21 protein-coding genes are annotated in these 25,344 nt (G+C 61.1%); 17 read left to right on the forward strand and 4 right to left on the reverse strand.

All coding sequences use genetic code 11. The features are described 5' to 3' along the window. The first annotated feature begins 33 nt into the window (after window positions 1–33). The 12 genes from K7G82_RS02145 to K7G82_RS02200 all read left to right on the forward strand — a co-directional run bounded on the left by K7G82_RS02145 (window position 34) and on the right by K7G82_RS02200 (window position 11,595). Window positions 34–2,061, forward strand: a complete 2,028-nt coding sequence (locus tag K7G82_RS02145) for a conjugal transfer protein TraG (protein ID WP_222988164.1) — start codon at window positions 34–36, stop codon at window positions 2,059–2,061. Window positions 2,062–2,064: 3 nt separating this feature from the next. Continuing rightward, window positions 2,065–2,457: a ribbon-helix-helix domain-containing protein gene (locus K7G82_RS02150; RefSeq protein ID WP_222988165.1), complete on the forward strand. Its 393-nt coding sequence runs from the start codon at window positions 2,065–2,067 to the stop codon at window positions 2,455–2,457. Between the two features lie 35 nt (window positions 2,458–2,492). Further along, complete coding sequence (trbB, locus tag K7G82_RS02155) at window positions 2,493–3,449, forward strand: P-type conjugative transfer ATPase TrbB (RefSeq protein WP_425517235.1); 957 nt, start codon at window positions 2,493–2,495, stop codon at window positions 3,447–3,449. Further along, on the forward strand, window positions 3,446–3,763 hold the full coding sequence (locus K7G82_RS02160) for a TrbC/VirB2 family type IV secretion system protein (protein ID WP_222988167.1): 318 nt from the start codon (window positions 3,446–3,448) through the stop codon (window positions 3,761–3,763). The genes trbB and K7G82_RS02160 overlap by 4 nt, the downstream gene beginning before the upstream one ends. Then, complete coding sequence (locus tag K7G82_RS02165) at window positions 3,763–4,044, forward strand: VirB3 family type IV secretion system protein (protein ID WP_222988168.1); 282 nt, start codon at window positions 3,763–3,765, stop codon at window positions 4,042–4,044. The genes K7G82_RS02160 and K7G82_RS02165 overlap by 1 nt, the downstream gene beginning before the upstream one ends. Continuing rightward, window positions 4,038–6,419 (forward strand): conjugal transfer protein TrbE, encoded by a 2,382-nt coding sequence (gene trbE, locus K7G82_RS02170; protein WP_222988169.1) that lies wholly within the window; start codon window positions 4,038–4,040, stop codon window positions 6,417–6,419. The genes K7G82_RS02165 and trbE overlap by 7 nt, the downstream gene beginning before the upstream one ends. 42 nt (window positions 6,420–6,461) lie before the next feature. Beyond that, window positions 6,462–7,196 carry a P-type conjugative transfer protein TrbJ gene (gene trbJ / locus K7G82_RS02175; RefSeq protein ID WP_222988170.1) on the forward strand — a complete coding sequence of 245 codons (735 nt, stop codon included), beginning with the start codon at window positions 6,462–6,464 and terminating at the stop codon, window positions 7,194–7,196. Between the two features lie 114 nt (window positions 7,197–7,310). Further along, a complete protein-coding gene (gene trbL, locus K7G82_RS02180) occupies window positions 7,311–8,594 on the forward strand; it encodes a P-type conjugative transfer protein TrbL (protein ID WP_222988171.1) in 1,284 nt (427 codons plus the stop codon). Further along, on the forward strand, window positions 8,591–9,373 hold the full coding sequence (trbF, locus tag K7G82_RS02185) for a conjugal transfer protein TrbF (RefSeq protein ID WP_222988172.1): 783 nt from the start codon (window positions 8,591–8,593) through the stop codon (window positions 9,371–9,373). The genes trbL and trbF overlap by 4 nt, the downstream gene beginning before the upstream one ends. Continuing rightward, on the forward strand, window positions 9,351–10,187 hold the full coding sequence (trbG, locus tag K7G82_RS02190) for a P-type conjugative transfer protein TrbG (RefSeq protein WP_246623171.1): 837 nt from the start codon (window positions 9,351–9,353) through the stop codon (window positions 10,185–10,187). The genes trbF and trbG overlap by 23 nt, the downstream gene beginning before the upstream one ends. 344 nt (window positions 10,188–10,531) lie before the next feature. Next, complete coding sequence (locus K7G82_RS02195; RefSeq protein WP_343228508.1) at window positions 10,532–11,380, forward strand: TraB/TrbI/VirB10 family type IV secretion system protein; 849 nt, start codon at window positions 10,532–10,534, stop codon at window positions 11,378–11,380. Continuing rightward, window positions 11,380–11,595: a DUF2274 domain-containing protein gene (locus K7G82_RS02200; protein WP_222988174.1), complete on the forward strand. Its 216-nt coding sequence runs from the start codon at window positions 11,380–11,382 to the stop codon at window positions 11,593–11,595. Before K7G82_RS02195 ends, K7G82_RS02200 begins: the two co-directional genes overlap by 1 nt. On the opposite strand, the gene K7G82_RS02205 is transcribed toward K7G82_RS02200, so the two are convergent. Next, window positions 11,570–11,983, reverse strand: coding sequence for a helix-turn-helix domain-containing protein (locus K7G82_RS02205; protein ID WP_222988175.1), 414 nt, complete (start codon window positions 11,981–11,983; stop codon window positions 11,570–11,572). The two genes, K7G82_RS02200 and K7G82_RS02205, sit on opposite strands and share 26 nt — an antisense overlap. A gap of 191 nt (window positions 11,984–12,174) precedes the next feature. Between K7G82_RS02205 and K7G82_RS02210 the strand changes: the two genes are divergently transcribed. Continuing rightward, window positions 12,175–12,804, forward strand: a complete 630-nt coding sequence (locus tag K7G82_RS02210; RefSeq protein WP_222988176.1) for an RNA polymerase sigma factor — start codon at window positions 12,175–12,177, stop codon at window positions 12,802–12,804. Between the two features lie 143 nt (window positions 12,805–12,947). Here the strand turns inward: K7G82_RS02210 and K7G82_RS02215 are convergent, their stop codons facing one another. Together K7G82_RS02215 and K7G82_RS02220 are read right to left on the reverse strand one after the other, a co-directional pair. After that, window positions 12,948–15,236, reverse strand: coding sequence for an AAA family ATPase (locus K7G82_RS02215; RefSeq protein ID WP_222988177.1), 2,289 nt, complete (start codon window positions 15,234–15,236; stop codon window positions 12,948–12,950). A 97-nt stretch (window positions 15,237–15,333) separates the two neighbouring features. Continuing rightward, complete coding sequence (locus tag K7G82_RS02220) at window positions 15,334–16,041, reverse strand: hypothetical protein (protein ID WP_222988178.1); 708 nt, start codon at window positions 16,039–16,041, stop codon at window positions 15,334–15,336. Between the two features lie 104 nt (window positions 16,042–16,145). Here K7G82_RS02220 and K7G82_RS02225 point away from each other — a divergent pair, with 104 nt between their 5' ends. The 4 genes from K7G82_RS02225 to K7G82_RS02240 are packed head-to-tail and all read left to right on the forward strand — an operon-like array spanning window position 16,146 to window position 22,917. Next, on the forward strand, window positions 16,146–17,573 hold the full coding sequence (locus K7G82_RS02225) for a Wadjet anti-phage system protein JetA family protein (RefSeq protein ID WP_222988179.1): 1,428 nt from the start codon (window positions 16,146–16,148) through the stop codon (window positions 17,571–17,573). Then, the gene (locus tag K7G82_RS02230; protein ID WP_222988180.1) at window positions 17,566–18,333 is read left to right on the forward strand and encodes a DUF4194 domain-containing protein; all 768 of its coding nucleotides are present in this window, start codon (window positions 17,566–17,568) and stop codon (window positions 18,331–18,333) included. Before K7G82_RS02225 ends, K7G82_RS02230 begins: the two co-directional genes overlap by 8 nt. Further along, window positions 18,326–21,772 carry an SbcC/MukB-like Walker B domain-containing protein gene (locus K7G82_RS02235; protein WP_222988181.1) on the forward strand — a complete coding sequence of 1,149 codons (3,447 nt, stop codon included), beginning with the start codon at window positions 18,326–18,328 and terminating at the stop codon, window positions 21,770–21,772. Before K7G82_RS02230 ends, K7G82_RS02235 begins: the two co-directional genes overlap by 8 nt. Next, window positions 21,769–22,917, forward strand: a complete 1,149-nt coding sequence (locus K7G82_RS02240; protein WP_222988182.1) for a Wadjet anti-phage system protein JetD domain-containing protein — start codon at window positions 21,769–21,771, stop codon at window positions 22,915–22,917. Before K7G82_RS02235 ends, K7G82_RS02240 begins: the two co-directional genes overlap by 4 nt. Before the next feature lie 49 nt (window positions 22,918–22,966). On the opposite strand, the gene K7G82_RS02245 is transcribed toward K7G82_RS02240, so the two are convergent. Then, window positions 22,967–25,255 (reverse strand): nSTAND3 domain-containing NTPase, encoded by a 2,289-nt coding sequence (locus K7G82_RS02245; RefSeq protein ID WP_222988183.1) that lies wholly within the window; start codon window positions 25,253–25,255, stop codon window positions 22,967–22,969. Window positions 25,256–25,344: the final 89 nt, after the last annotated feature.

The raw sequence follows: 25,344 nt of genomic DNA on the forward strand, positions 1-25,344 counted from the left end.
CTCTGAATCGAGAGCTGGCGCGATGGGACCGCCATGACGCCCACCAAGCTCCTCGTCGGTCAGATGCTCGTCGTCCTCCTGGTCATGATGATCGGCTGCTGGGCGGCGACGCAGTGGGCGGCCGCGATGCTCGGCTATCAGGCCGCGCTCGGCCGCCCGTGGATGATGGTCGGCGGGATGCCGCTTTACCGGCCCTGGGATCTCTTCGGCTGGTGGTATTCGTTCGAAGCCTATGCGCCGCATGTTTTCGATAAAGCCGGCGCGCTAGCCGGAGCGTCGGGCTTTCTCGGCTGTGCTTCCGCGATCGTCGGCTCGCTGTGGCGCGCGCGGCAACGCCGGCACGTTACCACCTATGGCTCGGCACGCTGGGCCAGCTCCGGTGAAATCACTCGGGCGGGACTTCGGTCCGATCGCGGCGTCATGCTCGGTAAGCATCATGGTGCGTTGATCCGTCACGACGGACCCGAACATGTTTTGGCCTTCGCGCCGACCCGTTCGGGCAAGGGCGTCGGCCTAGTCGTGCCGACTTTGCTGAGCTGGACCGGCTCGACGATCGTTCACGACATCAAGGGCGAGAACTGGCAGCTCACCGCCGGATGGCGGCAACGCTTCTCGCACTGCCTGTTGTTCAACCCGACCGATCCTGCGTCTGCGCGCTACAATCCGCTGCTCGAAGTACGGCGCGGCACCTATGAGGTCCGCGACGTTCAGAATGTGGCCGACATATTAGTCGATCCGGAAGGGGCGCTGGAGCGTCGAAGCCACTGGGATCGCGCCAGCCACTCGCTACTCGTCGGCGCGATCCTCCACATTCTTTATGCCGAGGACGACAAGACGCTCGCACGCGTCGCGACCTTCCTCTCAGACCCGCAGCGCAGCTTCGTCGCCACGCTTCGGCGGATGATGACGACCAACCATCTTGGTGACGCCGATCATCCGCAGGTGCATCCCGTGGTGGCGTCCGCCGCGCGTGAGCTGCTCAACAAGAGCGAGAATGAGCGCTCGGGCGTGCTCTCGACGGCGATGACGTTCCTCGCGCTTTACCGCGATCCCACCGTTGCGAGGGTCACGGCGGACTGCGACTGGCGGATATCGGATCTTGTCGGATCGACGCCGGTCTCGCTCTACCTCGTCGTGCCGCCGTCGGACATCTCGCGGACCAAGCCGCTCATCCGGCTGATGCTCAACCAGATCGGCCGTCGACTGACCGAGACGCTCGAACCGCGCCGTGACGATCGTCCGCCGCTGCTCCTCATGCTCGACGAATTTCCGGCGCTTGGACGGCTCGACTTCTTCGAGACCACGCTCGCCTTCATGGCGGGCTACGGCATCCGCGCCTTTCTGATCGCGCAGTCGCTCAACCAGATCGAAAAAGCCTATGGGCCGAACAACTCGATCCTCGACAATTGCCACGTACGTGTCGCCTTCGCGACGAACGATGAGCGCACCGCCAAGCGCATTTCGGACGCGCTCGGCACCGCGACCGAACAGCGTTCGATGCGCAACTATGCCGGGCATCGTCTCGCGCCGTGGCTCGCGCACGTCATGGTCAGCCGTCAGGAAACCGCACGTGCGCTGCTGACGCCGGGCGAGGTCATGCAATTGCCGCCCAATGACGAACTGATCCTCGTTTCCGGGCTGGCGCCGATCCGCGCGAAGAAGCTTCGCTATTATCTCGAACCGGCGCTGAAAACGCGCGTGCTGCCGGTGCCGCGGCTGGAGAACGCCAGCGGCTATCCGGATCGGCCCGCGCCCCAGGCCGATGTTTGGGCTGACCGCCGGGCCGGCGCCGATGCCCGCCTGGTTGCAATCGACGAAGGCGAGGATGGCGAGGCCATCGCCGGCGGTGGACCCGAGCATGTGCGCCATCCCGCGCTCGAAGAAGAGACGGAAGTAAAGCCGGAGGAGCAGACCGATCGCACGCCGGGCGAAGGCGAAGATGAAAGCGATGGGGCTGCCGAGGCACGCGCGATGGATCGCGTCCGCGGCCTCAGCGCCGTCGCACGGGCCTACGGGTTTGACGACGCCGACCGTTCCGATCCTCCGTTGCCGGGGTTCTGAGCCATGCGTCCGCGCCACAATCTCTATCTCGAACCGAAGCTCAGCAAACAGCTCGACGAGCTTGCGCGCCGCTCGAATGCAACCAAGTCGGCGATCGTTTGCGCGGCGCTGAACGATTATTTCCGCCGCCGCGCGGGTCACGAACTCGACGAGATGTTCGGCACCCGTCTCGATCGCATCGGCGGCCATGTAGGAAGGCTCCAGCGCGATGTGGAAGTGCTTCTTGAAAGTCTATCGCTTCTTGTTCTGCACCAGTTGACCGTCGGCCCGGGCTTCGGCGCGGGCGATGCCGCTGCCCATGCGCTCGGTGAGCAAGGGTTCGACCGCTTTATCACCGAAGTAGGGCGACGACTCGCGCGCGCTGAGAAGGCACCCGGACGGGGAGGGCGGCCATGACCGGTTTGTCACCCATCGCGCTCCGCCGTCAGGCAATGCTCCGCACCGCTTTCGGTCCTGAGATCGCGCAGGCTCTCGCGGACCCGCTCGTCGTCGAAATCATGGTCAACCCCGATGGGGCTCTCCGCCTCGACATATTGGGCCGCGGGTGCATCGACACCGGCACGCGGATTGCTCACGCTGATGCGGAGCGTATCATCCGGCTTGTCGCGAGCCACGTTCGCGCTGAAGTGCATGCCGACAGCCCGATCGTCTCCGCTGAGCTGCCCGCTAGCGGCACTGCCCCGAACGGCGAGCGCTTCGAAGGTATATTGCCGCCGATCGCGCCGGCACCCTGTTTTGCGATCCGCAAACCCGCTGCGAAGGTCTACACGCTGCTCGACTATGTCGCCGACGGCATTATGCCGGCGACGACGGCACGGCTGCTTTCACGCGCGGTCATCGAGCGGCGTAACATCCTCGTCGCTGGCGGCACGTCTTCTGGCAAGACCACGCTCGCCAATGCGCTCCTTGCCGAGATGGCAGAGCTTGGCGAGCGGGTGGTGCTGATCGAGGATACGCGCGAGCTGCGCTGTCCCGCCGCCGACACCGTTGCGCTGCGAACGCGGGCGGGCGCCGTGACCATGGGCGATCTCGTCCGCTCGACGCTGCGGCTCCGCCCCGACCGGATCATCGTCGGCGAGGTTCGGGGTCCCGAGGCGCTCGATATGCTCAAGGCCTGGAACACTGGCCATTCGGGCGGGATCGCGACCGTCCATGCAAACTCCGCCATCGCCGCGCTCGACCGGCTTGAACAGCTTGTCGAGGAGGTCGCGCTCTCGATACCGCGCCGCCTGATCGCCGAAGCGATCGACATCATCGTCTTCATCGCCGGACGCGGCGCCGCGCGCCGCATCGCCGAGATCGTCGCAGTTGGCGGGCTCGATCCCGCCGGCGGCTACCAGCTCACCGACCGCCTCAACGCCCATCTTCCAGAAGGAGACCAATCATGATCCTCCGCCGTGCGTTCACCTGTCTTTCTGCCGCCTGCGTGTCCGCCATGCTTTTGCCGAGCGCGGCATGGGCGGCGGGATCGGGGATGCCGTGGGAACAGCCGCTCCAGCAGGTGCTGGAATCGGTCCAGGGGCCGGTCGCCAAGATCGTCGCGGTGATCATCATCATTACGACCGGGCTCACCCTCGCGTTTGGTGAAACCGCGGGCGGGTTCCGCAGGCTGATCCAGATCGTCTTCGGTTTGTCGATCGCCTTTGCCGCCTCGTCCTTCTTCCTCTCCTTCTTCAGCTTCGGCGGCGGCGCGGTCATCTGATGTCCGAGGCGCCCCCTTCCGGTAGCGCGATCCCGGGCTTCGAAGTGCCCGTATATCGCTCGCTCACCGAACCGATCCTCTTGGGCGGTGCGCCGCGCGGTCTCGCGATCGTCAATGGCACGCTCGCCGGGGCGGTGGGGCTCGGGCTCCAGCTCTGGATCGCCGGTATCCTCGTCTGGGCGCTCGGCCACAGCGTCGCGGTGATCGCCGCGCGCCGGGATCCCGACTTCCTGCCGATCCTAATCCGCCACCTTCGTCAGAAAGGTCATTACCGGTGCTGAACCTCTCCGAATATCGCGCGCGCGGCGAATGCCTCGCCGATCATCTGCCCTGGGCCGCACTCATCGCGCCAGGCATCGTGCTCAACAAGGATGGTAGCTTCCAGCGGAGCTTCCGTTTCCGGGGCCCGGATCTCGACAGCGCTACCGACGCCGAACTCGTCGCAGTATCGGCGCGCGCCAACAATGTGCTGAAGCGCTTCGGGTCGGGCTGGGCGCTGTTCTTCGAGGCCGAGCGCCTGCCCGCGATCGGCTATCCGGCAAGCGACTTTCCCGATCTGGGTTCTGCCCGCATCGAAGCCGAGCGGCGCGCGCAGTTCATGGACGCGGCGGGCGGGCATTTCGAGAGCCGCTACCATATGACGCTGGTCTGGCTGCCGCCTGAGGATGGCGTCGACAGCGCGGGCAATCTCCTCGTCGAGCGCCCGGGACAGGACGGCACGCGCGACTGGTCGCGCGCGCTTCAGAGCTTCCGCACCGAGACTGACCGGGCCGCCGATCTCTTCGCCGACATTCTGCCCGAGATGGCCGATCTCAGCGATGCCGAGACGCTGACCTATCTTCACGGAACGATCTCGCCGCACCGCCATCATGTCGCGTGCCCGCCGATCCCCATGTATCTCGACGGGGTTCTGGTCGATGCCGATCTTGCTGGCGGGCTCGATCCGATGCTCGGCGACCAGCATCTCCGCACGCTCACGATCAACGGCTTCGCCGCATCGAGCCGGCCCGGTCTGTTCGATGCGCTCAACCATCTGGGTTTCGGCTATCGCTGGATGACCCGCTTCATCGCGCTCGATCGGACCGATGCCACCAAGCAGCTCGTGAAAACGCGGCGGCATTGGTTCAACAAGCGCAAGTCCGTCACGCAAATGCTGCGCGAGGTGATGTACAACCAGCCCGTTGAACTCACCGACAGCGATGCCGACAACAAGGTCGCCGACAGCGACACCGCACTTCAGGCGCTGGGGCAGGACTATGTCGCCTTCGGCTATCTCACCACCACGATCACGGTGATGGACGAAGATGCCCGTGCTGCCGACGAGAAGCTGCGGCGCGTCGAACGGATCATCCATGGGCTCGGCTTCACCTGCATCCGCGAAAGCGTGAATGCGGTCGAGGCCTGGCTGTCGAGCCTGCCGGGTCATGCCTATGCCAATGTTCGCGCGCCGCTGATCCATAGCCTCAACCTCGCGCATCTGATGCCCTTGTCGTCGGTCTGGGCAGGCCCCGATCGCAACGGCCATCTCGGCGGGCCGCCCTTGCTTTTCGCAGCAACCGGCGGCGCGACGCCGTTCCGTCTCTCCACCCATGTCGGCGATGTCGGTCATATGCTGATCGTCGGCCCGACCGGTGCTGGCAAGTCTGTGCTGCTAGGACTGATGGCACTGCAGTTTCGTCGCTATTCCGGCGCGCAGGTCTATATCTTCGACAAGGGACTCTCGGCGCGCGCGGTCACGCACGCGATGGGCGGCGCGCATTTCGGGCTCGGCGTGCGGGGCGACGACGAGACGCTTGCTTTCCAGCCGCTGAGGGGGATCGACCGCCCCGACACGCGGGTCTGGGCCTCCGAATGGCTGGCCGCCTTGCTGACGCGCGATGGTGTGCCCGTCACCCCCGAGATCAAGGAGATGCTCTGGTCGGCGCTCGCCAGCCTCGCGACCGCGCCTGAGGTGGAGCGGACGCTCACTGGCCTGTCGATGTTGCTCCAGTCGAATGCGCTGCGGACCGCGCTCCAGCCCTATACGATGGAGGGGCCGTTCGGGGCCTTGCTCGATGCCGACGCCGATCAACTGACGCTCGGCGATGTCGCCTGCTTCGAAACCGAAGCGCTTCTGGCGGCCCCCAATGCGGTGGCGCCCGTACTGACCTATCTTTTTCACGCGCTGGAAGCGCGCTTTACCGGCGCGCCGACACTGCTGCTGCTTGACGAGGCCTGGGTCTATCTTGACGATCCGCTCTTCGCCGCGCGCATCCGCGAATGGCTGAAGGTGCTGCGCAAGCGCAATGTCTCGGTGGTGTTCGCGACGCAAAGCCTCGCCGACATCGCCGACTCCAGCATTGCGCCTGCGATCATCGAGAGCTGCCCGCAGCGTATATTCCTTCCCAATGAGCGTGCCGTCGAGCCGCAGGCGCAAGCGGTCTATGCGCGCTTCGGGCTGAACGAGCGGCAGGTCGAACTTGTCGCCCGCGCAACGCCGAAGCGGCATTATTATCTCCAGTCGCGGCGCGGCAATCGCCTGTTCGATCTCGACCTTGGCCCGGAGGCGCTCGCGCTCTGCGGTTCTTCCAGCCCCGATGATCAGAAGCGCATCGACCGGCTGCTGGCCGAAGGCGGCGCGGCTGACTTCGCGGCGCGCTTCCTCGCGCGCGACTGATTTTTCTCACGCAACCCATCCCCCAAGCGAAGGAGAAGTCCTATGAAGAATATAATGCGTTCGATCGCGGCTGCGCTCGCCTGCACGTCTCTGGTGTCGAGCGCCGTCTTGCTGCCCGCTGCTCCGGCGGCAGCCATTCCCGTGTTCGACGCCTCCAACTATGCGCAGAATGTCCTGACCGCCGCGCGCACGCTCCAGCAGATCAACCAGCAGATCCAGTCACTCCAGAACGAAGCGACGATGATCCTCAGCATGGATAAGAATCTGAAGAGCCTGGGGATCGACAAGATACGCGAGATCACCGGGGCGCTGACCCGGATCGACCAGTTGATGGGGCAGGCGCAGGGCGTCGGGTTCAAGCTCGATACCGTCGAGCAGCGGCTCCGCCAGCTTTACCCCGATAGTTTCGAGGCGGCGCTGACTCGCGTCGACAGCGTTCGCAATGCCCGGGCACGACTCGACGCATCGAAGAAGGCGCTGGAACAGAGCCTCAAGACGCAGGCACGGATTGTCACGGACGTGCGCGAGGACATGACCGCGCTCGGCGAGATCGTCGGCGCAAGCCAGTCGGCCGAAGGCGCGCTTCAGGTTGGGCAAGCCACCAACCAGCTTCTCGCGCTGACGGCCAAGCAGCAGATCCAGATCCAGATGATGATGGCCGCCGAATATCAGGCCGCCGGGCTTGATCGCGCCCGCCGGCTTCAGAGCGAGGCCGAAGGCCGGGCCCGCACCAAGAAGTTCCTCGGCAACGGCCGGGCCTACACGCCCGCGCAATAGGCTTGGGGCGGCGGGCTTCCTCCCTGGCCCGCCGTCCCGCCGCGGGGCGTCGCTCCCCCCTCTCGAGGCGCCCCGCGGCAAATTTCCATCTTTCCCATTCAGGTGAACGCGCACATGGACGATTTAGGCGTCATCGACAGCTTCATGGACACCTTCGTCCGCTACATCGACAGCGGGTTCGGGCTCCTCGACAGCGACGTCGGCTTTCTCACCGCGACTCTCATCGGGATCGACGTCACGCTCGCCGCGCTCTTCTGGACGCTCGACGGTGCCGACGACGTTCTCGCCCGGCTGGTGAAGAAGATTATCTATGTCGGCGCTTTTGCCTTCATCATCGGCAATTTCGCGATGCTCGCGAACATCATCTTCGAAAGCTTCGCCGCGATCGGGCTGAAGGCCGGCGGTGGTGCGATCGGCGTCGATGATCTTTTGAAGCCCGGGCGCCTCGCGGGCACGGGGTTCGAAGCCGCATGGCCGCTGCTCGAACAGGCGTCCGACTTGGTCGGCCCGATCGATTTCTTCGACAATTTCGTCCAGATCGCGGTGCTGATGATCGCCTGGGTCATCGTGATCGTCGCCTTCTTCGTGCTCGCGGTTCAGCTTTTCATTACTATCCTGGAGTTTAAGCTCACCAGCCTCGCGGGTTTCATTCTCGTGCCCTTCGCGCTTTGGAATCGCACCAGCTTTCTCGCTGAGCGCGTGCTTGGATCGGTGGTGACCTCCGGCATCAAGGTCATGGTGCTCGCGGTCATCGTCGGCATCGGCTCTAACTATTTCGCTGACTTTACGAGCGCGCTTACGGGCGATGAGGTGTCGATTGCGCAGGCCGTCTCGCTGATGCTGGCGAGCCTTGCGATGCTTGGCCTGTCCATCTTCGGGCCCGGTATCGCGTCGGGTCTGGTTGCCGGTGCGCCGCAACTTGGCGCCGGATCTGTCGCGGGCACCGCGCTCGCCGCCGCCGGCATGGCAATGGTCGCGAAGGGCGCTGCGTCTCGGGCCGCAGGCGGTGGGCTTAGCGCGCTGCGTGCCGGGACATCGCTCGGCGCCGGTGCATCCGCCGCTTATCAACTTGGCCGCGAGACCTCAGCAGGTGGAGGTGTCGCTGGTGGGCTCGCCGGTGTTGGCCGTGCCGCGTCGGGTGCCATGCGCGCGAAGGCTGGCGAGGCGCTGGGTCTAGGCGCCGCCGCCGAGCGCGGCCGCAGTGCCGCCTTTGCTGGCCTCAATGATCGCGCGCCGTCTGGTGGCTCCAGTGCTGAGGGCGCGCCGGCCTGGGCCCGCTCGATGAGCGGCGATGCGCGGAGTCGGCATCATGCGCAGGCCGTCATTCACGCCGTTCGCGATGGCGATCGCGGCGGTAGCGGCGCCGTTCCCGACATCAAAGAGAAGGACGAGAAATGAAGTTCAGACGAACGAACCAGCGTTATGGCGCCACGCCCGCGCCGGAGACGCCATACCAGAAGGCCAGTCAGCTTTGGGACGAACGTATCGGCGCCGCTCGCGTTCAGGCGCGCAACTGGCGGCTGATGGCGATCGGAAGCCTCGTATTGGCGGGAGGCCTTGCCGCCAGCACGGTCTGGCAGGCGAGCCAGAGCCGCGTCATTCCCTATGTGGTCGAAGTCGATCGGTTGGGGAGTGCGCGGGCCGTCGCGCCCGTTGGCGAGGATTATCGGCCGACCGATCCGCAGATCGCATGGCATCTCGCTGCCTTCGTTCGCAAGGTTCGTTCGGTATCGACCGATCCCGCGATCGTTCGCGAGAATTGGCTCGAAGCCTATGACTATGTGACGAAGCGTGGAGCGGTCACGCTCGGGGGCTATGCCCGGGCCGCCGATCCCTTCGCCGGAGGCCGCGAAGCGAGCGTCTCGATACAGGTGACGAGCGTCGTTCGCGCATCCGATCGGTCCTTTCAGGTGAAGTGGATCGAGCGCCGTTTCGAGCGGGGCAATCTCGTCGATACCGGCCATTGGACCGGCATATTGACGATCAAGATCGACACGCCCCGTACGGCCGAGCGCGTCCGCAAGAATCCGCTTGGTCTCTATATCGACGCCATCGACTGGTCGCGCGAGATCGATGCCGCACCTCCGCCAGCTCCAGCTCGGCCGCTGCAGCCAGTGCCTGCCGACGCGCCCACCCCGCAATCTTCCCCCGACAATGGAGCCGCCGATGTCCGCTAAAATCCTAATCTTTGCCGCGCTTTGCGCTGTGCCCTCCATGGTCTCTGCCAAAGGCAATGATCCTGAATCCATTCAGTCGGCTGTGCGCGCCGCGACCAGCGAGCCCGATCGCCAGCGCTATGTGAACGCCATACAAGTCTATGGCTGGAGCGAGGGGGCGATCTACAGCCTCCACGCCGCGCCGGAGCGTGTGAGCGATATCGCGCTCGAACCGGGCGAGGCACTTGTCTCGGTCGCCGCCGGCGATACGCTACGCTGGGTTATCGGCGATACGACCAGCGGTTCCGGCGCCGAGAAACGCGTGCATATTCTCGTGAAGCCAACGCTTCCGGGCCTTTCCACGAACATCATCATCGCGACGGACCGGCGAAGCTACCATGTTCAGCTCACCAGCGCCGCGCGCGGGGCGATGACGGGCATGCGGTGGACCTATCCGCCAAGCCTGATCGCCCTGCGTGCCGAAGCCGCTGCGGCCGAGGCACAGCCTGTGCCCGCCGTTGCAGCAGGGATTGTTCCCGAGCAATTGCGCTTCGATTATCGGATCGGCGGCGACGTGGTTCCGTGGAAGCCGCTTCGGGTCTTCGACGATGGGCGGCAAGTCTATGTCGAGTTCGGCGCGAACCTCCCGCAGGGCGAAGCGCCGCCTCTATTTCTGATCGGCAGCACCGGCGAAGCTGAATTGGTCAATTATCGCGTCGCAGGACGCTATTATGTGGTGGATCGGCTGTTCGACGTCGCCGAACTTCGGCTCGGCACCAAGAAACAGAAGGTCGTCCGCATCACGCGCGGTGGCCGGAAGGGGCGCGGCGCATGACCGGCGCTATCGAACAGGCGGCTGCGCCTGACGAGGTCGAACCGGTCCGTCCAGCCAAGGTCGATCCCGAGACCTTGGTCTTGCGCGGTCGGCGCCGGCCCATCGCGCGCTTTCGCAAAGGCGCGATCATCGCGCTTGTCGGCGGCGCCTCACTGGGGCTCGCCGGCCTCAGCCTCTATGCGCTCGGTTCGCGCCCGACCATGCCCACGGTTCGTGACGACAATGATATCGGCCTTGCACCCGAAGAATTGCGCAATGCGCCGGGCGCTTATCCCGACCCGCCCGCGCTTGGACCGAAGCTGCCGGGTGACTTGGGGCGTGCGATAGTGGCGCATGACGATGCGATGGCTGCTCTGCCCGGAAGCGAGCCGCCGCCGATGGCAACCGAGGATCCGGAGGCGGCCGAACGCGAGCGGAAGCTTGCCGAGCAAAGGCAGATGCGCGGCGCACCCGTTCTGGTCGGGATAGGAAATCGTCCGGCGCTCGCGGCTGATGGCTTGGCGCCCGCCCCGTTTGCTCCACCCACGGCAGGCGAGGGGAGCGAGATGCAGTCGCAGGACAGCAAGCGTCGGTTCGCATCGCAGGCTGATAATGGGCCGAATGTCAGCGCACATAGGGTCGAGGTAGCGCCGTCGCCTTGGACGATCAGTGCCGGCAGCATCATCGCCGCGAGCCTGGTGACTGGGCTCAACTCCGATTTGCCGGGACTTGTGATCGCGCAGGTGACCGAGGATGCGCGCGACAGCGTGACGGGGCGGACCGTCCTCATTCCGCAAGGCGCGCGGGTGATTGGCGAATATGATAGCGTCGTCGCGTTCGGGCAGAAGCGCGCATTGCTCAAATGGCAGCGCATCCTGTTTCCCGATGGCAGCTCGATTCGGCTCGACAATCTCCCGGCGGCCGATCCATCGGGCTATGCGGGGCTCGAAGACAAAGTCGATTTTCATGAGTGGCAGCTTCTAAAGGGGATTGCACTCTCGACGCTGCTCGGCGTCGGGACCGAACTCTCCATATCGGGCGAGAGCGATCTGGTCCGGGCGCTTCGCGAATCCGCGCAGCAGAATGCAGCGAATGCCGGTCAGCAGATCACATCGAAAAATCTGAACGTGCAGCCGACGCTCAAAGTGCGGCCCGGAGCATCGCTTCGGGTCATCGTCCACCGCGACATCATCCTGAAACCCTGGAGGCGATAATGGCAGGCATACGATTAGCGCGCCTTCCCAATCGCACGCCGGTCAAACTCACGATCGCGATCCTGCCAGAGCTGGCAACCGCGCTTGATGCCTATGCCGCGCACTATGCCGAGACCTATGGCGAAACGGTGTCCGTCAATGAGCTGGTGCCCGCGATGCTCGAAGCGTTTCTGGAAGGCGATCGATCGTTCAAGAAAGCGCGCTCGCCACGTTAGCCGGGTTTTCAAGCTCTATGCCGTCCAATACCCGCTCGATTTCCCTCCATGCCTTTTCGTTGCAGTTCGGCACGCGCAGCATTTCGCGCCGGAAAACCTCGCGCTGCTCTTTCACCAGATCGCCGACGGTGTTGATATCGCAGTTGGCAAGGAGATTGGTGACGCGACGGCTAAGCCACAGATCGTTGATTTTGGTGGAGAGCGTAATTCTCGGCTCGCGCTCTGGCTCGGGCGGGACGTAAGTTTCTGCTCGGCGTCCGGCTTGGACAAGCTGACCAATCCGGCTCTTGGTTACGCCCCATCGGTCACCGATCTCTTTGTAGGTCATGCCCGAGCGGTGCATCGCGAGCGCTTCCGCGCGGCGCTTTGATGCGTCTGATTGTTTCATGGTGCGAGCTTAGTCTCGAGCGGCACTGCAGTCTGCAATGGCGCAGCTTATAGCGATATAAGCATCACCTATATTCGCATCCATGCTTCCCTGATCGTTCTTCGCGCCCGCGCGAAAATTCCGACAAAAATTCAAATGCAAACCCGGAGGTGGCTCGACCCGAACGTCATTCGTTGTGGGAGGGATGATCGATGGAGTTTTCTGGGAATAGCTGGGGCGCAGCTGAAGATGGCGATGCGTTTGAATCAAACAGCTTTCCGTCGCCTTCGCCTCATGTTTGCAATCGTTCGGACGAGCTGTCGCAGTCGATATGGTTTGAACGCTATATCGCTCCTCACGAGCCATGGTTGCGGCGGCAACTGCTGGCTTGGGCGCGCCCCTGCGATATCGACGATATCGTTCAGGATTGCTTCGTGAAGCTTCTAGTCTCCTCGGAGGCGGGGCATCATGTCGATAATCCTTGCGGCCTGATCTATCGGGCTGCTCGCAATCTGGCGATTGACCGGCATCGGCGGAAGGCACGAGTGGAATTCATTGCCATGGATGCCGAGTTTGACGCCGCTGATGATGCAGTAAATCTGGAGCAGGCTTTCGATGCCCGATGTTCATTGGAACGCGTGGTGGAAGCGCTGAACGCAATGCCCGCGACCCGGCGCCGGATATTCCAACTGAGCCGGTTCAACGACATGCCCCACAAGGTGCTGGCTGCGGAGGTGGGGCTATCGGTGTCCGCAATCGAGAAGAATCTTCGAGCGGCAGTTGCCGTCCTGCGGCAGGCTCGCGATGAACCCGCCGAGCGTTCAATCGCCTTCGCCGATTAGGGGAATAGGCGCACCATTTCGATATATTGCCGGTAGCTGCTTTGCGGCTTCTCCATTATCATGCGCAGTCCGGGCAGCCGCGCCTGATCGGCATCGATCGCTGCATTGGCGCGGCGCCCCGCTCAGCCTAGGCCCATCTTTTGTTAGGCGCAGAGATGCATAAGGCGATCATGATGTGGCCTATCCATTTCGACCATCAGGGCCAGAATCGCGTTCGCGCTATCGCGCGCCTCTTCAATCGTCATGGAAGAAAACGACACTAGGTCATCGAGATTGTCCGCGTGAGATTCCCACTGAACCAGCCGATCCAGTGCCATCAGACGATTTCCGTCAAAGCTCGTGAGTGTTTCCGCCAATCTCTCGACCTTCGACCTTAGCCCATCTGGGCCAGGCAATTTGAACGCAAGGAAAATGTCGAGCACTTTCCGCATCGCGTTGGGCATCAGATAGAAATGATCATAAGCGAGTCCCTCGCTCGCTGCGAAATTTTTGAGATGCTGGAAGAGATAATGATACTCTGATTCATAATCGCGGAGGAGTTTGGGGAGCTTGTCGATCCGAGAGGTCCTCTTGCCGCTCTCATCCTGTGTGATTTCGATAAACAGCAGCGCGGCCGTAGGCGGCTCCTTTTTGCTCATGTTCAAGAGCCACTTACGGCATTCCTGCATGAAGTAGATGTTGTGGGTCAGCAGAAAGACCTGTTTCGCTCCCGACAAATGGCTCTTAAGCAAGGTGAACGCATAGTTCAGAGCCTTGGTGTCGAGGCTGGAAATCGGGTCATCTACAACAACGATCAGATCCCTGATCTTGCGGCCTTCCGCAGACAAGGTCGAGATGAAGTAGCATAATGCGATGGCGGTTTTTTCGCCCTCGCTGAGAACGCCAACAATTTCGCTACCGTTGCGTCGGATTTGGAAGCCCTCTGCTCCTTCCGCGTCCGCAGGCGCTGCGACGATCTCAATATTTCCGTGACGCAGATAGGCTTTGACCAGGGCATTGATGGCGGTCGCTGCCGGTCCATGCTGGAGCAATTTACCTCTAAGGTCGATCACCTGCTCGTTGAGCGCTCGCACGGTTGCCTCAGCTTTCGTCTCGGCGGTGATCGCCTGCGAAAGGCTGCGCTCCAGTTCGCGGTAGCGCGTCTCCGAAAGACTGAGATAGTGATCCTTCAACCGGTCGAGTGCTGCTTGTCGCCGCGCCTCGAACTGGTCGGTCGCCATATTATGCTTATCGATAATCTGATTTATGCCCGCGATGGCAGCCTGAAAACCACGGTCATCCCCGAAGCTTGCCATGTCGGTCGCAGATACGGGCATTTCGAGGCGCCCGTTCGGCTGGCGAACCTTCTGTTCGAGCTGACCCAAGGCCTTCGCCAGAACTTCGCGTGCAAGCCCAATCGCTTTTTCGGCGGAGTTACGATGCTGAAGTAAGATATTCTGACCTTCAACGACATCGTTTTCCGACGGCATGCGCCCGGAGAGTCCCAAGAGAACATCACGCTGGGTGCGTCCCTCATCTAGCAGAGCCTGCGCCTCGGCGCTGATACGCCCGAGGCGATCATCGATCGCGGCATCCAACTGAGCCAATCGATCGCGAGAAAGGCCGTTTCCGCAAAATAGGCATGTCGCGAGGTCGTGGCTCCGATGAAATTCCAGCCCCTCTTGGGCCCAACGTAGCATTTCCTCATGCCGTTGAAATTCAGCGAGTGTTATGGCTCCGACGCTTGCAGACAGGCAATCGATCAGACGATTTCGGAATTCTTCGCTGTTAAATTCAGGCGGGGTGATGCGCTCGATTTTTGGCTTGGGCGCGGTCTGAGCCAAGATTGCCCGCTGACTGCTTTGCTCGGTGTCTTCTAGTTTCAGCCTCGGCGCTTCGCGACTATAATCACGATCTAGCTGGGTCGCGATGTAGGAGCGGCCGAACCCAAACTGTTCCGCAATGTTGCGTGCGGTATCGCGTTTGAAATTGGCAAAAACTGTTTCGGCTTTGGCGCGATCACGTTTGCGCTGGTCATGGTCGACACGCGCCGGTTCCTGTTTTTCCTGCGTCTGACGAAGCTCGTCGGCCAATCCTGCCTGCTCCTCTCCGAGGAAGAAGACCGGGTTCGCGCTGCCTTCTCGCCACCGGAAATTGGTTTCGACGAAATCTTCGTTGAACACGGCGATCTGGCCCTTGAGTCTATCGAGGTTGGCGTCATGTGCAACAACGGTGCCCCCCTCTAGGGCAAATTCGAAGCGGCCACCGACTGGCAGATCCTTGGAGAGGGCGCCCCGTTCCATACTCGCGAAGAGGCGGGAGAGCGTCGTCTTGCCGCTACCATTGAAACCATAGATGAGATTGAGTTTGCAGAAATCGGCTTCGGTGGCCGCCGGCGCATATCGATGGAAGACGGCGAGGTCCCGAAGCTGATTGATCCGTGAAATTTTCATGATGCCGCCCCCTGGCTTCCTCTAAAGGTGTGTCTGGCAAGGTGATGCCGTCGCGCTGCCCCACATGGCCCTCACACCATCTGACAAGAAAGCTCCATCATTGGATGAGGCCTGCTTCAAACCCAAGCCAAGCCAGCAGGACCCCTGCAATCAAAACACCCATCGGTTTCAGGATTGAAACGATCAGCGATGTCGTCGCTGTACGCGTGCCGAATTTGGCGAGAGTCAGCAGCGTTAGCCAAATGCGCGGTTTCTCGAACTTGCCGTCTTCCCCGCGTGGGCATGACCACCGGAGCGCCCAGATTCTAACATCCTCGTAAAATGATGATTCCATATCGACGCTGGAAACATGAGCATACGCCACCAAATCACGAAGGTCGCCGGGCATTCCTTCGATCAATTTTATTGCGCTCGTTTCGCCAATTTGAAGGAATAGATGATCTTCGTGAGTCCGGGCGATGTCAGATTTCGCTGGGTAGAGGATGGTCACGAATTGCTCGCCGGAGAAGCTGTAGACGAGCGTCGGGCCGGATTCAGCCGCTGTTTTCTTAAGGTCAGGCGTCATTCGAAACATCGAACGGTTCCCGAAACTTAGTTGCAGCGTATGTGGATGTGTACGATCGATGTAAAAATTATAAATGCTTTCGAGATCATCGAATCCCGGCGTGCTGCGACAAGCAGCCAGAATTTCGTCATCGGGAAGATTTCTTAGAAGGCCGATTTCATGTCGCATTTCTGAGCGACGTTTGAAGTGGGCGGCGAGAGGATGGCGCCGCGGCTCATTCGGATCGGAGGGACTGCTCACACTGTGTCTCTTACTTGGTTTCGAATTAGGGGCGGAACTCGCATATCTTGCTTTTGAAGGCGGGGTGACCAACATCCTCCCGTGCGGATCACGGATTCGCGGGGATGGGGGATTTTGTGGCCGTACCAACTGAGAAACCGCTCTTTGGAACGGTTCCGGGCGGGCTTTTCCGTTTGTTCGCGGGCTCCTCTCGCTATTTCTTCGCTGACCTACTTACGCATTTAGCCGACGACGCCTTTGGCGTTGCAGGGGAAATCGTCACCCGAAAGCGACTTTATGTGTCCATTTCGGAGTTTATCGATCGCATAGGGCGAGCGAGCGCGGTCGAGGCGCTGACAGGCGAGGCGAGTGGATCCAGCCAGAGCTATATTAATGCGTATAACCGGCTTGTCGAAACCGGCTGGTTGATCGAATATCGCGACCGCTATCGCAAGGTCGTTGATTTTGATCCTGCCGCGAGGCTCCTGCTTCATACGTTACTCGATATCCAGAGTGGCCGGGTGCGTTCGTACGGCGGCGCGGTCCTCAATGTTCTCACGCTCCTCCAGTCAGTCGCGGCAGAGCCGAAGGCTAAAGCGCTCAATGTTCGCGAGGCCGCCTTGGCTGCGCGTGGCTTCATGAATCACCTCAGGACGGTGGCCGGAACGATGCGCCGGGTCGAAGGGCTGATCATGGCTCAGCCGACAGCAGCCGCTCTCGTACGCCGGTTCGTACGCGACTTTATCGAAGCGAGCGTGGTTCAAGATTATCGCAACCTTCACACGCGCGAGAGTCCCTATCGTTTTCGCGGTGAGATCATAGAGCTTGGCGAGACGCTGCTCGCCGATGAAGATGTACTCACCCTCGTTGCCGAAGGCTGGGTTAAGGGCGGTATCGCACGCAAGGCGGGACCCGCGCGCGAGGATATCATCAACGATCTGCGCGATGTGATCCGCGTGTTTTCTGCAATCGACGACCACGTCCGGGATATCGAGACGACAACCTTCCGGATCGAGAGGCGAATGACCAACGTCGTGCGCTTCAGCGATCGGATGGCAACGATCAGTACAGAGCGCATTCTCACAGCGCTCGAATTCCTCGGCAAGTCGACGCTGAATGATGAGGACAAGGTTGAGGCGCGTACGCGCCTGCAACATGAAACGCTGCCAATGGCGCCGCAGCAGCTTTATCTCCCGCCCAAACGCCGGCGCGAACCGATCGAACGCGAGGTTGAGGTGCGGCCGCCAGACCCCGCGCTTGCTTTCTATCTGCGGGCAATCGATCTTTTCCAGCGTCGGGTCGGTGTCACGCCGGAGCGGTTGGCGATCTACGTTGAGGAAGCGATGGGTGAAGCTGACGAACTCGCAGCAAATGATTTTCCTGTGAGGAATCTCGACGATTTTCTTGCCTTCGAGCGTCTTCATGAGTCGGGGCTTTTTCCTTTGAACGACCGATTTGAATATGAGGAGCGCGCAGGAACCGTGACCAACGATTGGATCGAACGGCGCAATTTTGTTGTGCGGCGCAAAGCAGTTGAGGCTGCCAATGGCTGAGCTTCGGGAAGTCGCGGCCATTCTCGATGCCGGCAAGATCGAGGAGAGCGATCTTCAGTCTGCGCTCCAGGCCTTGCTCTTCCATCAGTGCCTGTATGAGGACTGGCCCTATCCGCCGGCCTATCGCCTTATCGCTCGGCATTTGGCGCATGTTCGCCCGATCTTTGCAGCGTTCGGCTATCGTCTCGTGCACCATGCCGTAGCGCATATGCTCGTGCTGGAAACCGACAATATCGTCTATGGCGTCCATATGGCACGGCTCAAGAAGGACGAGACTGTCGTATTACTTGTCCTTCGGCTGCTCTACGCCGAAGGAATCAGCTCCCTCGACGACCGCGGTCGCGTCGATATCAACACCGATGATATTTACGACAGGCTTCGTGCGGCAGGCGAGGAGCCGCCCACGATCAAGCGCCTGATCGAAATATTGCGGCAGTTTCAGCGTAAAGGTCTCGTGCGCATCGGGGAGAATGATCCCGAAGAGCAGCTAACCCAGTTGATGATCATGCCCGGAATCACGGTCCTGGTTTCCGATGTTTATGTGGAAGGCGTCATCCAATGGCTTGAGCGCAAAGCCTTTGACGAGAATGATGCCGAGGCGAGCGGTCCCGCCACGCCTGAATCCATGCTGGCCCATGTGGCCGATTATCGTGCGAATATCGGTTCGGAGCCGCTTACTGAACAAGGCGAGGCGAGGGGCCTCGACTCTGAAAATGGCGATCGCGACCAGCCTGTCGGGGAGGAGAACGACGATGCATGAGCTAGAGCGCATCGTTCTCCACAATTGGGGGCGGCTTGTTAGCCAGGATATCGACGTTCGTGGCAGTGTCGCGATTCTCGGACCGACGGGTACCGGCAAAAGCACGATCATCGATGCGCTTCAGGTCATTGTGACCGGGGCGAGTAGCCGCTTCTATGATCTCAACAAGTCCACCGGCGGCCGGAATGAACGCACGATCCGAGATTACTGCCTCGGGCTCGACAGCCATATCTCGACCGAGGGGCCGGCCCGCGACGCCGCGGATTCGCTGGTTGCATTGGTTTTCCGCGATCGAACGACAGGAGTGCCGATCACAGTCGGGCTCATCTTCAGCGCGCATATCGGTGAATCGCAACATGATTTGCGCGCGCGCTTCGTGGCCCCGGACCTTGGACTTTATATTCGAGATCTGATCGAAGAGCGGGAAGGCGGCAAGCGGGTCATACCGAACGCGCCCAGGCTGATCGAGCGCCTCAAAGAGCTATCACCAAAGTTCCGAAATCATGCGGGCAGCGCGATCGGCTATGTCGACGACTATCTTCTTGCGATGCGTCCCCGTAGCACCGCTCCGGATTCTAGACAGGTGTTGCGGAACTTCCGAGAGTCGATCGCCTTCCAGCCGATTGATGATCCCACCAGCTTTGTACGCAAACACATCCTGGAAGAGGATGATATCGACGTCGAGGCCCTCAAGGGGTCGATCGAGCGCTATCGGTTCCTCGAAAGCGAAGTGAAGAAACGCGAAAAGCAGCTCGAAGAGATTTCAGAGGCGCGTCAACGCATGCAAACTTGGGCGCGCCATCGCGTCCGTCATAATGTCCTCAGCTTCCAGATCGCGCATGCCGAGCGACTGCGGTATGATTTGGTGCTCGAACGCCACAACAAGCGCCGCGACGAGATCGCCGAAGAGGTGGAGCGGGAAGGCGCTGCCAAGCGGCGCCAGGAGCAATCGATCCGGCAGTGCGAGGAGGATGTTCTCCGCCTCAAGTCTGTTCTCGTCGAGGCGTCCGCTTCTACGCAGCTTCGTTCGCTCGATATTGAAAAGACCGCCGCTCTCGAAAAGCAGCGCCAAGGCCGCCACGCGGCGCAGCGCCGTTTGACTCAGCTCATTCGCTTGGCCGAACTGTCACGCATACCGGAGCGGGTGCCTACACATTTGAAGGACGGCCTGCGAGCCGCCGGCGAACTCATCACGCTTGCTCGCGGCCGCAGTGCGGACACGCTCACGGCTATTGATACCGAACTTGTTGCTCTCGAACGCCAAGTGCTGGCGCTCGCTGGCGCGCGGCAGAGCCTTCAGCAACAAGACGAGGCGATGCGGGACGATCTTACCCGTCAGAAGGTCCGCATGGACGAGTTGGAACAAGCGCTTGCAGATACAAGCGAAGGAGCGCTCCTCTCGCGCCATGTTCGCGATTTCATCCGGTTGCTTGCGGCAGATGGGATCGAGGCCACTGCGTTGCCTGACCTCGTCGATGTGTCCGATCCGAGTTGGGCCATGGCGCTTGAGATGCTTCTCGGCGCCAACCGTGAGGCGTTGCTTGTTCCGACCGAACGCCTGTCCGACGCTTTCTCGATCCTTTATCGCGAACGACGTGAACTCGCCGGGTGCCGACTTATCGACACGCGAAAAACAAGGGAGTGGCGTGGATCGGTATCCTCGACATCAATCGCAGCCATCCTTGTCACGGAAAGCCGCGATGCGCAGGTTTTCATCGAACGGCAGGTCGGGCGTTTCGAGCGAGCGGACAGCGATGAGGATTTGCGCGACAAAGAACAGGCGATTACTAAGCGCGGCAAGACCACGGCTGGTATGGGGCTTCGGGTCTACCGCGACATTTCGCCGATATTCGGTAAAAATGCGCAGCGCGCCAACATAGAGAGGGCGCGCGACGAATTTGCCGAGCTATCGCGAAGCTATAAGGATCTAGCTGGAAAGCGCGACATAATCACCGCAGTGCTTGCCGCAATGGCAGTCCTCGCCGAAGACGCAGATGATGCTTTGGCGGTCGCACTAGCCGAGATGGTCGATGCCGAGGCGTCTTTGCGCGGGAATGCGGCCGCGCGCGAGCAGGTCGAGACTCCGGAGACCCGCAAGACGCGGCAGGAAATCGCCGACATCGAAAAAGACATCAAAGGATATAAGCAGGAAATCGATGAGGAGATCGAACCGCGCCTCAAGGAACTGCGCGATGCAGACACGAAGGTCCAGATCGATATCGGCGTCGCCCTGAGAGAACGGGCCGCGCGCGAAGCTGAGGAAGAAGCCTGCTCAGTGCGGGAAGTCGGCGAGCCGCTGGCAAGCTTGATTGAAGTGGCCGAAGTCACCGAGACGATCGAACTTATCCGTACACGAACGCGCGTTGCCGTGGATATGGCCGTCAAGGAGGCCGATCCGGTAGCGATCCTTGCCGATATTGCTGCCCAGGCGAAGCGCGATACGGAAAACCTGCCGCGTCTGGCGGACGAAAGCGTCAAGCGTGGACGTGCCTTGTTCGGCAATTTCGTAAACGCCTATCTCGGCTCGTCACCTCTGGCCGATGACAGCGACCTTGCCATCCTCCGCTGGTGCCAGACCAAGGAACGTCAGCTCGAACAGGACGAGCTTCGCCAGTATCGCGCCTCGTTCGAAGAAGCATTGGTCCAGATGGAGAAGGACTTGACCGAGGGACTCATCAATCGTCTCTCGGATAAATTCCAGAAGGCACGCGCGCAGATTGAGCGCCTCAATCGCAATCTTTCAGGACGGCATTTCACCGGCCAAACCTATGCCTTCCGATATCATGTCAACGCTGCGATGAAGCCCATCCACACGCTTGCCGAAGCTATTGCCGGTCAACACGACATTGGCCTTGCAATGCTCGACGATGACCGGCTCGATCCCAAGGTTCGCGAAGGCTTTCGCGAACTTGAGCGGCGCTTGTCAGATGACAACCTCGTCAAGGACCTCCAGGACTATCGCCGCTTCTTTGACTTCGATCTCCATATGACGAACGATCGCGGGCAGGAGACGACGCTGAGTCAGCGTTCCGTCACGGGGTCGGGCGGTCAGAAGCAGGCGCCCTATTATGTTGCGGTCGGTGCGGCGATGGCGGCTGCCTATTATCCCAAGACAGCGCATGGCGACCCCGAGGGGCTCGGTCTTGTGGTCTTCGATGAGGCATTCAACAATCTCGACGCGCCCAACACCCAGGCGCTGCTCGCATTTTTCGGTGATCTTCATCTACAACCCGTGATCGCCGCCCCCGAGAAGGTTCGTGCGATGTTCCTCGAAACGGTCGACACCATCGTGTCGGTTAATCGAAGGCCTGATACGCAGGAGCCGGTTATTACCGTCACCTATCCTAAGGCCGAAGCGAGGCAGGCGCTCATTGACGCCAATCCCGCACACCGCGGCGTTGAAGCTTATCGACCGCTTACAGAGCCCGTGGAGCAATGAAGCGCCACGGCGATCCACGCGCATTGCTCCATTCACTTCTCGATCGATACGAACGGGACGCGGGAACGGTGCGAAGGATCACTGCGCACCCGACGCAAGCTTTCGCCGAGACCGCGGATCGCGAGCGCCTTGTGCAAGCGCTCACCGCAGCCCGTGACACTGGTGGCGTCACCTTGGACTGGGATCGCGACGCGCCACATCTCATTGCGCGGGTTGTTTTAGCCGATGCCAATGCGCTCTATCGGCATATCGGTCGTACACCGCTTTCTGTTCAGCAAAAGGCCGGTGCCGCCGCGCTCCGCGATTTTGAGACCACAACGGACGTGTCGCGCGAACTGCTCGCCGAGATCCTTGCCAAGTGGGGGGCTGGCAAACCTTGCCTTGCCATCGCGCCCGGGGCGACAGACGAAGCGCTCGCGTTGCTCCGGGCAGCGGAGGGTGCATTTACGATCTTCGATAGTGGTCCCATGCCGCTTCGAACCCGCTCGGCGCGTTTGCTGGGCGACAGCAAGGCCATAGAACGCCATCTCTCCAAGCTCCTGAGCTTCCTGAAGGCGAACGGACGTCTGTCCCCAGACATGTCTCGGGACGAAGCTCTAGATAGTCTGGGGCTGGCCAAATTTCCGCAGCCCGTACTGATCGCGGGCCCCGTCAGTGTGCATGGAAGCCAAGGCGACCTCACCTATGTCGGCGTTCCCCCGGAGGCGCTCTGTGACGCCACTCTGTTGGGCCCGGTGCGGTCAGTGCTGACCATCGAGAACCTGGAAAGTTTCCATCGGCACGTTCGCGAGGTGCGTGGCGAGGAGGACGTCGTAATTTATTGCGGCGGCTTCCCGGCGCAGGGCGTGGTACGTGCGCTCAGGCATATTGCAGCAAGCGCCAGCGTGCCTGTGATCCACCATTGGGGAGATATCGATCCCGGCGGAATACGGATAGGGCGATTTATTGAACAATCGGTACCAGTTCCCGTCATCCCACATTTGATGTCAGCCGAGCTGGCTACGGCGAATGGACGGGCAGTGGGGGCAATCAAAGCGCTTGAGAGCTTTGCGGATAATTCGGCATTCCAGCCGCTCGCAAAATTCCTCGCGTCGGACGCTGCTTACTGGCTCGAACAAGAGGTGCTCGATCCGGTGCGGGTATGAAATGGAGATATCAAGGACGTTGAGGCCTCGACGGAAGAATTGCCCGCGTTTAATCTTCGGACCTGAGCAGCGGTGCAAAAAGGTTGCGCAGATCTTCATCAGTAAACCAATCGATCTCGATCGTGCTGTCGCCCTGTACAGATAGCGGGTCTTCCTCTGGCGTGTTTGCACGCAGACGGTCGGCGCGCTTGGATATGGCGTCCTTGGCCCGAGCGATCTCAGCGGCTGTAGCGCCAACAGTGGGGCCAAGCTCATCGACTAGCTTTGTATAGTCTTCGAGCGCGGATTCGGAATCGACATGTTCGAGATTGTTCGGAAGCTCGGCAATCACGCGGTGCGCTGCGGAATCCGCAGTCCAGCCGATACGTGGCGCTAAATGCCCCCTGCGTGGGAGCACTTCGGCGCGGATGCGCTGGACATCGTCGAGGTCGAGATCAACATTCAAGATCTGGATCAACCGCTCCTCCAGCGCTTCGACCAAGGCGGTGGTCTGTTCGCGTTCCACCTTGGGGGCGCCGCGCAAGCTGGCGATCAGCCGCGGCATTAAACGGCCATCGGCCCAGGAGCTGAACCAGATGTCACGGCTGGATGCCACAACCAGGGCCGCGTCGAGGAACTCCTGACGTTTGCTGGTCTTCCACCATCCCCGCAACAACTCGACCTGACTGGAATAAGACATGCCAAGCCATCGCCGCCGGTTGGGTTCGTCCCGGATCGCCTTCCAAGGGTTCTCATTTACCGCATTTGCAGCAACGGGGATCAAGGGGGTTAGGAAAGCTGCTTTGTCCTCGCGGCTCACCTCAGGCATCTTTTTGAAATGATCGTAGAGCGCCCGCGCGGCGCGGAGCGTCGCCATTCCCTCAGCCATAGCGCGGAGCAGCGCCCCGTCAGTCAGATATTGCGCGAGATAGTCGCGAACCGACGGATTGATCAACGATACTCGGCCGTTCGAGATCGTGACGAAGCTGCCCTCAAGCGTTCGCAAGCTCTCTTCGAAATCTTTGGGGCCCGATGACAACGAGAAATGGCGGCACAGGGTGTGGTGCAAAGGTAGGAAGACTTCTTCGAGATCCTCGATCTCGGCGCCGTGTTCGGCGCTAACAAACATCGCAAACAGCAGATGCCGGCAGCGGCTGGGAATATGGGTGCGGAACGCTTTATCCCAGACGCTTAGCGGATCGTCGAGCGCGTCGATGAATGCTTTGGGATAATCGGCCGGCGCGATTTCCTCGACGCGGTCGGCATTGGTCAAGGTCTGTACGATGCGCGGATTATAGTGGTCGTGATCGACAATTTTCTTGATTGCGTTGTGCTCGACCAGTGCTTGGATGTGCGCTTCCGGCACGCCGGCGACGATCAGATGATTGTAGAGGATGCGCGCCCGGATGCGGCGGGTATAGACGCCGACGTCCAGTACATAGCCGGCGACGTCGAAAGCACGCGTGGACAGCGCTTCAGACTGAAGTCGCGCCGCTTCGTAGATATAGGCGCGAGTAGTCAAGATGAACCGCGCGTTTGGCGTACGGCGAACACGGCCTATAAATCGGGCGAGATCGGAATCTTGGTTGGAAAGGGCGCGGGCATCGAGCGCGATCCGGCCAAGAAAATCGTCGAAAAAGAAGATTTGCCGCTTGGTGTCGTCGATATGGGTGAACGCATCATCGAGGCTGCGGATCGCGATCAGTTCCCAATCTTCGGCAAGATAGGCATAGCTCAGCATCTCTGCGAGCGTGGTCTTGCCGACGCCGGGTGGCCCTGACACGATTAGGACGTGGATCGCCTCCAGGATGTCGCGACCAGCCTTGAAGCTGGGATTTTCGGCATAGACACTGAGCTTGGCCTGAATGTCATCTCGTGTCAGTGTCGTGAAATTATACGTGGCGGCATGGAGCACACGTTCCAATACTCCCGATCCCGATAGCCAGAGTTTGACATGGCTTTTCTGAACATCGGGATATTTTCGTAGCAGTCCGTTGATATCCTCGTTGCCGAAGATATCGGCGGTGCCGTGGAGGCTGGGTCCGATGATTGCAGCTAGTCGGTCTTTCGCCGGCGGTGTGAGCGGTCGCGATGTCGTCAGCAGATATCGATCCGGCGTCAGGGCATCGATCGCTACTCGTTCCTTTCGCATCGTGCGCGCTAGCGCATCGAAATCCGATAACCGGTAATGCTTGGCCTGTAAGATCGTCGTGCCGCCCGCCGCGGCATGCCGCCCATCGACACCCCCATCGCGGCCGGGCCCAAAGGCTTCAAAGTGGACGCCGAGTTGACGGCCGAGCAGGTCGCGGGAAAGGTCTTCGAAATCTGCGGGAGAGAGGGCGTCGAAACTGAACGTCAATCTGGCTACTCCGCCCGCCCTTTTGGCGGGGCGCATACCTTCTACTGCCGATCGCTTTGCGCGCTAGTATTCACACGCTCCGCGTTCGA

It is taken from the genome of Sphingomonas colocasiae, assembly GCF_019880585.1.
In the GTDB taxonomy this organism is placed as follows: Bacteria; Pseudomonadota; Alphaproteobacteria; order Sphingomonadales; family Sphingomonadaceae; genus Sphingobium_A; species Sphingobium_A colocasiae.